The sequence below is a fragment of the Tautonia sp. JC769 genome, from assembly GCF_040717455.1.
Classification (GTDB): domain Bacteria; phylum Planctomycetota; class Planctomycetia; order Isosphaerales; family Isosphaeraceae; genus Tautonia.
Genome location: NZ_JBFEFH010000008.1, coordinates 42,078 through 54,297, shown reverse-complemented (window position 1 = coordinate 54,297; position 12,220 = coordinate 42,078). Strand labels below are relative to the sequence as shown.

The 12,220-nt window shown below is 68.3% G+C and carries 11 protein-coding genes; 6 read left to right on the top strand and 5 right to left on the bottom strand.

Going from position 1 to position 12,220, the window contains the following annotated elements; genetic code table 11:
• Positions 1–65: 65 nt before the first annotated feature.
• A complete protein-coding gene (locus tag AB1L88_RS10470) occupies positions 66–452 on the bottom strand; it encodes a hypothetical protein (protein ID WP_367096601.1) in 387 nt (128 codons plus the stop codon).
• A gap of 976 nt (positions 453–1,428) precedes the next feature.
• Here AB1L88_RS10470 and AB1L88_RS10465 point away from each other — a divergent pair.
• The 3 genes from AB1L88_RS10465 (at position 1,429) to AB1L88_RS10455 (ending at position 4,346) form a co-directional block, all read left to right on the top strand.
• Positions 1,429–2,517, top strand: a complete 1,089-nt coding sequence (locus AB1L88_RS10465; RefSeq protein ID WP_367096600.1) for a calcium/sodium antiporter — start codon at positions 1,429–1,431, stop codon at positions 2,515–2,517.
• Positions 2,518–3,028: 511 nt separating this feature from the next.
• Positions 3,029–3,364 (top strand): cupin domain-containing protein, encoded by a 336-nt coding sequence (locus tag AB1L88_RS10460; RefSeq protein ID WP_367096599.1) that lies wholly within the window; start codon positions 3,029–3,031, stop codon positions 3,362–3,364.
• 49 nt (positions 3,365–3,413) lie between these two features.
• Positions 3,414–4,346: an LssY C-terminal domain-containing protein gene (locus tag AB1L88_RS10455; RefSeq protein WP_367096598.1), complete on the top strand. Its 933-nt coding sequence runs from the start codon at positions 3,414–3,416 to the stop codon at positions 4,344–4,346.
• 53 nt (positions 4,347–4,399) lie between these two features.
• Here AB1L88_RS10455 and AB1L88_RS10450 read toward each other — a convergent pair whose 3' ends face one another.
• The gene (locus AB1L88_RS10450; RefSeq protein WP_367096597.1) at positions 4,400–5,611 is read right to left on the bottom strand and encodes a PcfJ domain-containing protein; all 1,212 of its coding nucleotides are present in this window, start codon (positions 5,609–5,611) and stop codon (positions 4,400–4,402) included.
• A gap of 303 nt (positions 5,612–5,914) precedes the next feature.
• Here AB1L88_RS10450 and AB1L88_RS10445 point away from each other — a divergent pair, with 303 nt between their 5' ends.
• Positions 5,915–6,370, top strand: coding sequence for a nucleoside deaminase (locus AB1L88_RS10445; RefSeq protein WP_367096596.1), 456 nt, complete (start codon positions 5,915–5,917; stop codon positions 6,368–6,370).
• Between the two features lie 245 nt (positions 6,371–6,615).
• Here AB1L88_RS10445 and AB1L88_RS10440 read toward each other — a convergent pair whose 3' ends face one another.
• The 3 genes from AB1L88_RS10440 to AB1L88_RS10430 form a co-directional block, all read right to left on the bottom strand.
• Positions 6,616–7,371, bottom strand: a complete 756-nt coding sequence (locus AB1L88_RS10440; protein ID WP_367096595.1) for a RidA family protein — start codon at positions 7,369–7,371, stop codon at positions 6,616–6,618.
• A gap of 48 nt (positions 7,372–7,419) precedes the next feature.
• The gene (gene hemB / locus AB1L88_RS10435) at positions 7,420–8,439 is read right to left on the bottom strand and encodes a porphobilinogen synthase (protein ID WP_367096594.1); all 1,020 of its coding nucleotides are present in this window, start codon (positions 8,437–8,439) and stop codon (positions 7,420–7,422) included.
• A 178-nt stretch (positions 8,440–8,617) separates the two neighbouring features.
• On the bottom strand, positions 8,618–9,421 hold the full coding sequence (locus tag AB1L88_RS10430; RefSeq protein ID WP_367096593.1) for a PEP-CTERM sorting domain-containing protein: 804 nt from the start codon (positions 9,419–9,421) through the stop codon (positions 8,618–8,620).
• Positions 9,422–9,855: 434 nt separating this feature from the next.
• On the opposite strand from AB1L88_RS10430, the gene AB1L88_RS10425 reads away from it, so the two are divergent.
• Both AB1L88_RS10425 and AB1L88_RS10420 read left to right on the top strand, forming a co-directional pair.
• On the top strand, positions 9,856–10,977 hold the full coding sequence (locus AB1L88_RS10425) for a hypothetical protein (protein WP_367096592.1): 1,122 nt from the start codon (positions 9,856–9,858) through the stop codon (positions 10,975–10,977).
• A gap of 201 nt (positions 10,978–11,178) precedes the next feature.
• Positions 11,179–12,105, top strand: coding sequence for a DMT family transporter (locus AB1L88_RS10420; protein ID WP_367096591.1), 927 nt, complete (start codon positions 11,179–11,181; stop codon positions 12,103–12,105).
• The last annotated feature ends 115 nt before the right edge of the window (positions 12,106–12,220 follow it).

The following is a 12,220-nucleotide window of genomic DNA, read 5'->3' as shown; positions in this document are numbered from 1 at the left end:
AGGCCGGGTGAGGAGGCCTTCGGACCGCCGACCCCTCACCCACATCCACACCAATCCCGCTATTTTCATTCGATCACGATCTTCTCGTGATGGATCAGGTTCGCTTGAGTGCGCGGGAGCACCTCGTCACCCAGATCCTTCACCTGATCCCTCGATGCGAACTCATTCAGGCGCACCTGGACGAAATACGTGCCCGGGGGAAGCTGGATCGTCTCCTCGAACGTCACATCGATCGGCTCGCCGAGGGGCACGAAAAAGAGCTGGTCCGTGTAATTACGATTGCCGATGACATTCGCGTACGTGTCCTGCATCACGACAAGCGACCACATGTAGAAGATGTCCGGCCTCGTTTCCAGGATCTTCATCGTCGCCTCGACACGCGTCGTCCCGTTGTCTTCGGAAAGCTCCATGGATCCGAATTGGAAACTCGCGGTCGACTCATCGCCGCCCAACGGGAACATCTCTTCCAGGACCGTACCCTCGGGGAGAGTGTCCGAACTGATGAGCGTCTTGGTAAACCCCGGGACCCGAGGCTCATCCGCGCCGTTCCTCGTATGAGCAAGGATCGACGCAGAGATCAACCCGCTCCCGACGCCCAGGACCGCCAACACCCCGACCTTGAGACCCGTGGATGCTCGCATCGCAATGCCCCCGTTGTGCTGGGTGAGATCGGCCGGTGGGAACGAATGCCCCCGTCGAACCGAACCATTCGAAGGATTCTCGCCATCGTGCAAAGCTGCACGAATGACACCGGAATGAGTGACCGGCCTTCAGAATGCGTGTGAAGTGCTTCCCAAGACAAACTCACGGCGTGATGCAATCTTTCCTTATCACAGTTTCGGACATCATGACAGAGCAACCGAGATGATTTCAGAAAATTCTCTCAAGTCACCGGAATAATCGAGCCCCGCAGGGTGCGTCGAGTGGAGGAGGGTGCGTTGAGTCTGCGAAAACGCACCGGACACACAACGTTGGGAACCCCGGGGCGGTATGCCTTCCGCTGGGTGGTGCGTCTTCGAAGACTCGACAGCACCCTACACCCATTCCCAATCAAAACATGTCTGGCAATCAACTGCGGAAGCCATCCGCAACAACCGGTTGCGAACACGGTGAACCCGCCGATCGAATCTGCAAGCGGTGGTCGAGTGTCTTGAGTCCGCGAAAACGCACGTCCCCTTCCCAATCGCCCCTCCTTCGGTGCGCAATGGTTGCGACCGCTCCCGACGACGTCTCCCACTCCCCGCCTCCTCCCGCGGCCAGCCCCCCGCCCTCACATCGGGCGACACGACGACGCACGATCCGCCCCGAAGAATCCCGCAATCGTCCCGGAGCGAACGAGTCGCTGATGGACAAATTTGCCCGCGATGATCAGGATGGATCGCGATTCCCGCTCCCCCGACCCGTGCCCGGTCCCGCAGGACGTTTCCCATGCTCACCGCCTTGTGGTTCGTCATCGGCCTGATCGCCCTGGTTGCCGGGGCCGAGGTGTTCGTCCGGGGTGCCTCGGCCCTGGCGGCGGCCTTGCGGATCTCGCCGCTGGTCATCGGCCTCACGGTCGTCGCCTTCGGCACCAGCGCCCCGGAGCTGGCCGTCTCGCTCCAGGCCGGTTACGCCGGCCAGGCCGACCTCGCGCTCGGCAACGTGGTGGGGAGCAACATCTTCAACATCCTGTTCATCCTCGGCCTCTCCGCCCTCATCACCCCCCTCGTCGTCGCCGGGCAACTGATCCGGCTCGACGTGCCGCTGATGATCGGGGCCTCCCTGCTCCTGCTCGTCCTGGGATGGGACGGCGAGATCGGCCGCATCGACGGTCTCGGACTCTTCGCCGGAATCCTCGTCTACACCGCCTGGCTCGTCCGCCAGAGCCGCAAAGAAGATCGCGAAGTCGAACACGAATTCGCCCGCGCCTACGGCGCCGGTTCGGAGCCGTCGAAGGCGGGACGGCTGGTGCTCCAGGTCGTGCTGATGGTCGCCGGGCTGGCCTTGCTGGTCATCGGCTCCCGCTGGCTGGTCGAGTCGTCCGTCACCTTCGCCCGCGTGCTGGGGGTCAGCGAGCTGGTCATCGGCCTGACGATCGTAGCCGCCGGCACCTCGCTGCCCGAGGTCGCCACCTCGGTCATCGCCAGCCTCCGGGGGGAGCGTGACATCGCCGTGGGCAACGTCATCGGCAGTTGCCTCTTCAATATCCTCTGCGTGCTCGGCCTCTCCTCCGCCGTCGCGCCGGCCGGGGTGCCGGTCCCTCCCGCCGCGATCGGGTTCGACCTGCCGGTGATGGTCGCCGTGGCCGTCGCCTGCCTGCCCATCTTCGCCAGCGGGCACCGCATCGCCCGCTGGGAAGGGGCCCTCTTCCTCGGCTACTACGTCGCCTACACCGCCCACCTCGTCTTCGCCGCGACCGAGCCCGGTTGGCTCACCCCCTTCCGCCTGGTGATGGGCGGCTTCATCATCCCCCTGACCATCATCACCCTCGCCGTCGTCGCCGTCCGCGAATGGCGCAGCCGCCCCGCACGCCCCTGATTACGCTACGATTCTCACATCCTCATCCCTCCGCCCCTCGCCCCCTCCGAGCCTCGGGCGTCCGCCAGTCCGGGAGCCCCGCACGATTCCGCCCCTCTCCCCCGCTCGGGGGAGAGGGTGGCCGAAGGCCGGGTGAGGGGGCCTTCGGCGAGAACGCCCCGCCTTGCGACCCGGCCTCAGCCCCCTCACCCCGGCCCACTCCCCGCGCACGCGGCAACGGGTTGCCGCAGGCCGAGCAAGAGGGCCTCCAGCACGGCCACAACCCGTCGATCCGGCGGCCCCCTCTCCCCGCCGCCCGGCCCGATCGCCCGGGGCCTCCCAACCGGGCCGGATCGATGCAAAGACATTCACATCCCACTACCCGACTCCCTGAACACCCCCGCGATCGCCGACGAACCGTCCTGCCCCGCCCAAACGATCAAAACCTTTTGACCCAAGCCGCCCCGCGGGTCAGAATGGTCTCAGGCCGCCCCCTTCGCGAGCCGCGCCGACCCGCCCACGGAGGCCCCCCATGAGCAGCCCCTCGTACACCTACTTCGCCGACCTGAATCGGGAATCGATGCCGCTCGAAGACGGCATCCTCAGCCGCACCATCCACCAGGATGACCGCACCAAGGCCGTGCTCTTCACCTTCGCCGCCGGCCAGGAGCTGTCCGAGCACACCGCCTCCGCCCCCGCCATCCTCCAGTTCATCGCGGGGGAGGCGACCCTGACCCTCGGCCCGGATGCCCTCGACGCCCGCGCCGGCACCTTCGCCCAGATGCCCGCCGGCCTCACCCACGCCATCCGGGCCAGGACCCCCACGATCATGCTCCTGATCCTCCTCAAAAACACTCATAACTCCTGACGCCCCCCCACCCCCCGACCCCGCCCCCTCCCACGTCGAGGAAACGTCCATGTCCGACGAGCACGCCGACGTCGAGGCCGACGCCGACTCTTCGATCCCCCCGCCCACGAAGCCGGAACCGGAGCCGAACCCCGCCTCCGCCGGTCGCCGGCCGCGTTGGCAACGCGCCTTGCTCCGCGCCCTCGGGGTCCTCCTCGTCGTGATCATCACCTGGCTGGTGCTCGCATATGCCGTCCTGCCGATCCTCTGGCGACACTACGAGCACCACCCGGTCATGGAAAACGCCCCCAAGGTCACCCGGACCGCCCAGGGCATCCCCGGCGACCCGCTCAACGTCGGCCTCATCGGCTCGGAATCCGAGGTCATCCAATCCATGCTCAATTCCGGATGGGATGCCGCCGACCCCATCACCTTCCGTTCCAGCCTCGCCATCGCCGGCAGCGTCCTCCGCGACCGGCCCGACCCCGACGCCCCCGTCAGCAACCTCTTCCTGTTCGGCCGCAAGCAGGACCTCGCGTTCGAGAAGCCCGTCGGCACCAGCGCCCGGCGTCGCCACCACGTCCGGTTCTGGGAGTCGGTGGAACTCGGCCGGGACGGCGTCCCCCTCTGGATCGGCGCCGTCACCTTCGACGAGAGTGTGGGCCTCAGCCACCGGACCGGCCAGATCACCCACCACATCGGCCCCGACATCGACGCCGAGCGCGACGGGCTGATCGCCGACCTCCGGTCGCACGGCCGGCTCGCCGAGGTCTTCCAGGTCACCGGGGTCGGCGCGACCCTCTCCGGGCGCAACGGGGGCGGCGACCGCTACGTCACCGACGGCGAGCTGACCATCTGCCTCCTCGCACCGGCCCCGGCCCCCGACCGATCCCCCCGCACCCTCGACAACCCGCCCGCCGTCCGCATCAAGCAACAGCTCTGGTCGGTCATCCGCCCCCTGGTGCGGTCCCTCCCCGGCCCGCCCGATCAGGACGCATCCTGATCCTCGCGGATCAGCATGTCGATGAATCGCCCGAACCAGTGGGGCCCGGGGGTTCAGCACTCGACGGTCAAGCCCTCGCGACTGGCCCACTCCCGCACGATCGACCGGCACGGCTCGTCCGGCTCCTCGTTGCATTTCATGCTCGCTTGAACGACTGTTTTGGTGCTCGGGTCGACCTCGATCGTGGCCAGCCTGCGCCGACCGTCCGGCCCCTCCAGGCCGAGCGACCAGATCGTCGATCGCCGCTTCACGCAGAACTCCGTATAGGTCGCCACGCAATGCTTCATCGCCTTCCCCTCCGCGGCCAGGTCGTCGCTGTCGAGCAGCTCCCGGATCGTCCAGGCCTTGCCCTCGGTCCGATCCCCCTGGAATTCCCGGATCCCCGAACGATCCCAGGCGAACCGCCTCCGCACCGGGCCTTCCGGACGTCGCTCCGCCTCCCACTCCCTCGCCCGCCGCACCAGCGAGGCCGCGGTACACCCCTTGATCGACAGGTCGGGCCGGGGCGGATCGATCGACAGCTCCGTGTCCTCCCCGATGATCACCGTCCTCTGCGCGAACTTCTGATGATACAGGTACTCCACGATCGGAGTGATCTGCCCCAGCTCCAACCCCCTCGCGTTGAGCAGCAGGTGGATCAACGACCTCCAGAACTCCTGGCCGAGGAACTCCCGCTTCAGGCGGGTCGAGGCCACCGCGTTCGCCAGCGCCTCGGAGCCCCCCAGCCCCCGCACCTCCGCCCATCGCAGGGCAAACCCGACCTCGACATGAGCCGGCGCGTTCGAGAACTCGTGCGCCATCCGCCTCGTCAACGCGATCGGGAACCCGGCGCTCCGCAGGCTCCTCCCCATCCCCACATGATGAAACCAGTGTTGCTGCCGATACGCCCAGTACCCCGCCTCCTCGAACCAGGCCGCATGCAGCACCGCCGGCACCGGGTAGTTGGCCAGCAAATGATGAGCAAGCGACGAAAAGACGCCGCGAGCCCTCTCGCCCCGCGGCTCCCACTCCTCCAGGGGCCGGAGCCACGACGCGCGGAACCCCAGCAGCGCGGCCAGCCCGCGCACGATCCGACGCAGCATCTCCGCATCGGACCGCCCCGCATGGCGAGCCGGCCGCAGCAGGTCCGAACGGCCCTGGACCGTCCAGATCATCCGCGACAACGCCCGCCTGGCCTTCACCCCGCCCGACTCGGCCAGGGCCAGGCGGATGGCCTCGTCGATGTTCGACTTCGCAAACTCTCGATACGATCGTGACGTAGACATGATCAATCGCTCGGTAAAATCCCCGGAACCATCCCGAACGGCGGACGACGAACGCCACGTCGCCGTCACGGCCGGAACAGTCCCCCCGAGCGTGATCGACGGATTCAGGTGGCGAATCGCGCACTGTGGTACGATGTCGGATTCGACATACTTCGAAGGGTCATGGTCGTCATCGCGACCTCCTCTCGGAAACGGATCGGTCTCGTCTCGCGGGACCAAGACACCCCGATCCCGCGCCAGGTTCGCCGCCATCCCCGGAATCGCGCGTCAAATGCTCAAGCACCCCTTCCCAGGAACTCTCCGATGAGCCCATCCGCATCCCCCGACCCCTTCATGCAGGCCGCGATCGACGAGGCCCGGCTCGGCCTGGCCGAGGGGGGCATCCCCATCGGTTCCGTCCTGGTGCTCGACCGGCGCATCATCGGCCGGGGCCACAACCGGCGCGTGCAACAGGACAGCGTCATCCTCCACGCCGAGATGGACGCCCTCGAACGCGCCGGCCGACTCCGTGCCCGCGACTACCGGCGGGCCGTCCTCTACACCACCCTCAGCCCCTGCCCCATGTGCTCCGGGGCCGCCTTGCTCTACAAAATCCCCCGCATCGTCATCGGTGAGCACCGCAACTTCCTCGGCGCCGAGGACCTGCTCCGCTCGCAAGGTGTCGCCCTCGACATCCTCGACGATCCCGAATGCATTCACCTGATGAAATCATTCATCAACGACCGCCCCGACCTCTGGAACGAGGACATCGGCGTTTGAACCTATCCTCACTCGCCTTCCTGCCCCGCACCTGATTCCCCTCGCCCTGACCCCGACGAGCACCCCCAATCCCTCTCCCCCGCCCGCGACGGATCGGGTGAATGACGGCCCGCGTGAGGGGGGCTGATTCAACCCTCTCCCCCGACTCTGGGGCGAGGGTGGCCGCAGGCCGGGCGAGGGGACTTCCGGCACCATCACGGCGCAACGCCGTGCCGGCCCCCATCCCGCATCCCGATCCCGGCCCCTCACGCCAGCCGGATCTCCGTCCGAACGCCCCGCAGGTCCATCTCGTACTCGATCCCCACGATCGGCGGCCGGCTGAAGAACCAGCGAATCCCGTGAATCGCCGACGCCCCCATCCGCCCCAGGATGACCCCCGGCAGCAACGCCGCCACGGGATGAATCGTGTACACATCAGCCGCCGTCACCCGATCCCAGCCCACGCCCAGCCCCCGGAGCCGCCCCTCCATCAGGCCCATCACGAACCTCGCCTTCTCGGCGATCGCATCCGGATCGGTCTCACCGCCCCGCACGATCGCCGACTCCTCCAGCACCCCTTCGGGCAGCTCCCCCGCCCCCGCGACCACGAACGTCGGCGGGAGCGTCGGGTCGCACTCCCTCGTATACGAGAATCCGTAGAACGACGGCGACCCGGGCGCCTGTCCCTCCGGGGCGACGTTCGTCCGGGCCACCGGATTCACCTCGCCCAGGAACACGCCCCACTCCTTCAAGACCTTCGCATAAGACGCATTGAACGCGGCGAACCCCTCGAAGCTGAACGGCCTGGGCGAGCGCAGCTCCACCCCGCACAGCGCCGAGACCGGCCTCCCCTCGCGCCCCAGATGCGCCCGCACCCGCTCGAACCCCTCCGACACCGGCACCGGACGCTCGAACGTCGCATGCACGATCTCGAACCCCTCCGCCGCGATCACGCCGCACGAATACGGCTCGATCCCCGGCAACACGCGATACCCACCCGTCGGATGATCCAGCAATGACATCTGAAAGACTCGTTCTCGTTGGGGGCCAACACGGAATCCCAAGACAAGTTACCCGGTTCGCAGCCGCTCCGCCGCCTCTCGGGCGAAATAGGTCAACACCCCATCGGCCCCCGCACGTTTGAACGCGAGCAAACTTTCCATCATCGCCCGGTCGCCGTCGAGCCACCCCCGATCCCCCGCCGCCCGGATCATCGCGTACTCGCCGCTCACCTGATAGGCATAGGTCGGCAGGCCGAACGCCTCCTTCACCCGGTGCACGATGTCCAGGTACGGCATCCCCGGCTTGACCATCACCATGTCGGCCCCCTCGGCGATGTCGAGCGCCACCTCGCGCAGCGCCTCGTCGCCGTTGGCCGGGTCCATCTGATAGGTCTTCTTGTCCCCCGACCCCAGATTCCCGGCCGACCCCACCGCGTCCCGGAACGGGCCATAGAAGCTCGATGCGTACTTGGCCGCATACGCAAGGATCTGCACCCGTTCGAACCCGGCCGCGTCGAGCGCCCGGCGGATCGCCCCCACCCGGCCGTCCATCATGTCGCTCGGCGCGATCACGTCGCACCCGGCCTCGGCCTGCACCACCGCCTGCCGGCAGAGCGCCTCCACCGTCTCGTCGTTCACCACGTATCCGTCGCGCACCAGGCCATCCTGACCGTGGCTCGAATACGGGTCGAGCGCCACGTCGCAAATGATCCCAATACCCGGCACCTGCTCCTTCACCGCCCTCACGGCGCGGCACACCAGGTTCTCCGGGTTCACCGCCTCCTCGGCCTCCGGCGTCTTCAGGCCCGGGTCGGTTGCCGGGAAGATCGCGACGGCCGGGATCCCCAGTTCGGCCGCCCGCGCCGCCGCCTCGACCAACGGCCCGATCGCCAGCCGCTCGACCCCCGGCATCGACGGCACGGCCTGCCGATCCCCCGGCCCGTCGAACACGAACAGCGGCCAGATCAGGTCATTCACACTCAATTGGTGTTCCGCCACCAGCCTCCTCGACCAGTCCTCTCGCCTCGCTCGGCGCGGTCGAGTCGTCGGGAACTGGCCGGGGTTGCTGGGCAATCGGGGGCCGGGCATGGGATCGTCTCGCGGGCAGGAAAGGCAATGTCAACCGACATGCCCCATCATAGCCCCCGCCCCGTCCCCTCATCCACCGCCCGGCCCGCCCGTCGCGGCCGATGACGCCGTCCTGCTCGACCGAACCGTCGGGCGCCTTCGAGCCTTCGAAGGCGTCCCCCTCCGGCCCGGTCGCCCGTCACGCCACCTGCGATCGCCCCCTCCCGGCCCGATGCCGCACCAGCATCCCTCCCAGCCCGGCCAGGCCCAGCCCGAGCGAAATCAGGCTACTCGGCTCCGGGATCGTCCCCAGGTCGCCGCGGATGTCCGACGCGACGATCCGGAAATTATCCATCGCCGCATAACCACCGCTGAGCAGGTCAATCTGAATCGTCACCCTTCCATTCGTCGACCCCGAGGCGTTCAGCGGCAGCAGCAGCGTCGTCCAATCAAATACCGACCGCGCCGAGGCCGTCCCCGACGCCTCGATCCGATCCAGGATCGTCCCATTCCCGAACAGCCCGTTCGCCCCCGACGGGTTGTCATACAGCGTGAACCGGAACACCGGCACCGCCCCCGCCGCCACGAACGGCCCGTTCCAGGCGCTCAGGTCGATGCTCGACACCGTGAGCTGGAAATTCAGGAACTGCCTGCCCCCCGTGTCGAACGACAGGCCCAGCAGGTCATTCTGAAAACTCGACAGCATCCCCAGCGTGTAATTGCCCCCGATGCCCGACGGGTCCGAATACCCCGTCCCGAACGCCTGGTTCCCGGTGATCAGCAGCGTCTCCACCGTGTTCGCCTGGGCAAACTGAAATCCGGTCGGCTGGTTCCCATAAAGCTGATTCACCGTCCGAAAAATGTTCACATCCGCCCCGTCGTTGCGGAACCCGGTCGGGTTCTCGAAATCCTGCACATACAAGATCTCCGCCGATCCCGCCGCCTGCACCATCGTCACACTCATCACCAGCCCGATCAGCGTCCCGAACCCTTTGGAATCCATGATGTCCATTCGCCTCGAAAGAAGTAGGTGACAGCCACGCCGCAGGGAGAACGCTCCTCCCTCACCCTCTTAACGATCGCCTTGAACACGCCCCCCTCGATCCTCAGCCCTCTCCCCCCTCCCGACCTCTCCCGATCGTCCCCAACCCCCACCCCACAGCCGGTCTCCACCCCCCCAGGTCACATCGCCCCCCATTCAACCTGCCCGGCCTCTCCTCCGGGAACGCAGGCGGCCCCCATCCCCGCCGTGGCCCCTCGGCAAAACCCTCGAAATCGCGAAATTTATCCTCTTTCCCCAATTTTCCGCAATTAAGCCTCGTCCCATTCTCGATGTTATTGACGGACGCGCCACGCTCGCCCGACGCGTCTCCCGGCACCGAACGCCCGCGCACACCACCTCCTTTGAATCCTCACCTTCTGCTGGAGCCCTCCCCAATGGCCGCCGCAACGCTGAAGCAGACGATCGCCAACCGCCTGAACGCCTTGCTCTCCACCGGCCCGAAGACCGCCGAGGGCAAGGCGCAGTCGAGCCAGAACGCCCGCACCCATGGCCTGTCGAGCATCGGCAGCCGCCCCCCGGCCGACATGGCCGCCGCCATCACCGAGCGTCAGGCAGACTGGCGCCTCGACTACCGGCCCTCCGGCGCCGCCCAGCAGTACCACTTCGATCGCCTCTGCGCCGAGTCCGTGCGTCTGGAATTCTGCGAGGCCCGCATCTCCGCCGCCCGGCTCGAACACGCCCAGCGCGCCGACGAATCCTGGGACGACGACCGCGCCGCCGCCGTCGCCCAGCAGGCCGCGACCCTCTCCCGACGCCCCGAGGTCATCCAGCCCCGCCTGCTCCAGTCGCGGCACGGTGTCCTCTGGCTCCTCGACCGCTGGGACGAGGTGGACGACGCCCTCAACCGCCACGACGGCTGGACGCACGAGACCTGGGACCTCGCCCTCGACCTGCTCGGCGTCTCGTCCTTCGCCCGGGAAGGTTCCGGCCCCTGGGATCTCGACCTCGGCGACCCCGGCCACGGACCCGGCCTCGACCTGGTTGCGCGCACCGTCGCCGCCCTCCGCGACCGGCTGACCGCCTTCCTCGACGCCCGGGACGACCGCGCCCGGACCGACGCCGCCCTCGGCCTCGATGCCGACGACCCGCCCGCCATCCGCCTCCTTGAACGCTACGCCGCCGACGCCCGCCGACGCTTCTCCTTCGCCTCAAACGAATTGCGCCGTCTCCAGGCGCTCGAATCGTCCGCGCAGTCGCAGACACAAGCGCACGCTTCGGCACCGCCCCCGGCCCCTCCCGGCCCCCGCCCCGAACGCGCCCCGCGGCGGCTCGCTCCCGAGCGACCGGCCGATCCCTCCCCCGTCCCCCCCTCAATCGCGGCCGAAACCAATCCCACCGCCCCCCCGCCGCCCCCGTTACGAAACGAACCCGCCGCCGTCGCCCCGTCCTCGCCCAAATCGGGCGCCGGGGCGCTCCGCAACGCCCTGGCCGACCGCCCGGCGCCGCTCAATCGCCGCGCCCGGCGAGCCCTGGCCGCCGCCGCCCGACGCTCCTGAGCCGCAGCTCGCCCCCCACTGGTGTTGGGATCCGGCCCGACGCCCCCGGAGCGTTCGCCGTCCGCGCCCCGCCGCCCCGGCCCCCGAACACGCTCGTCGGGTTGACCCCGGCCCCCCGACGGAGAACAATAAGGCTCCCTCCCTCCCGCCGCCGCCGCAGGTTGACCCTCCCACCCCCGCAAAGGCCCGCCGATGCCCCCCGTGCCGACCTCCCGCCGTCTCGACCTCATGGGAGTGCTCGGGGTGACGCTCTGCTGCGCCCTCTGGGGGGGCAACGCCGTCGCGGTCAAGTACTCCGTGCCCGACATCCCGCCCTTCGGCTGCGCCGTCTTCCGGTTCCTCATCGGCCTGCCCGTGGTGGCCCTCGTCTGCCGGGTCATGGGCCAGCCGATGTGGGTCGAGCGGCGGCATACCCGGCTTTTGATCGCCCATTCGCTGCTGACGGTGCTCCAGATCGGCACCTTCAACCTGGGCACGGGCCTGAGCCTGGCCGGCCGGTCGTCGGTCTTCATCAACGTCCACCCCCTGATCGTCGCCCCTTTGTCGTGGCTCCTGCTGCACGAGCGGCTCGGCAGGCGGGGGGTGATGGGCCTGATCGCCGCGGCCCTGGGGGTCGCCGTCCTGCTCTCGACCGCCGTCCAGGCCGGCGGCAACCTGGCCGGAGACGCCATCGTGCTCCTCTCCGGCATGATCTTCGGCGTCCAGACGGTCGCCCAGAAGTGGACCTTCCCCATCATCCGGCCGGCCACCCTGCTGTTCACGCAGTATGTGCTGGCCATCCCCATGTTCCTCGCCATCAGCGCCGCCTTCGAGGGACTCGACACCTATCGGTTCACCCCGGGGGCCGTCTGGGGCCTCGTCTATCAGGGGCTTGCCGTCTCCGGGGTCGTCTTCACGGTCTGGATGCTCCTGCTCTCCCGCTACCCTGCCAACCAGATCGCCACCCTCGCCTTCATGACCCCCCTGTCCGGCATCGCCGCCGGGACCCTCATCCGCGGCGAGCCGTTCCGCTGGGAGCTGGTCATCGCGGGAATCCTGGTCGGCTGGGGCATCTACCTCGTCTCCCGAGACCGGGCCGAGCACCGCCGATCCCCGGCGCTCGCCCTCCCCGGCGAGGACGCCCCCTGAGTTCTCCGCCCGATTCCCAGGAAACTAGGGACTAGCCCCACGACGCGGAACGCCTTCTGATAAAGAGGGGGAGGGATCCCGCCCGCTCCTCTCCCGGGCCGCCGAAGCGGCCCGA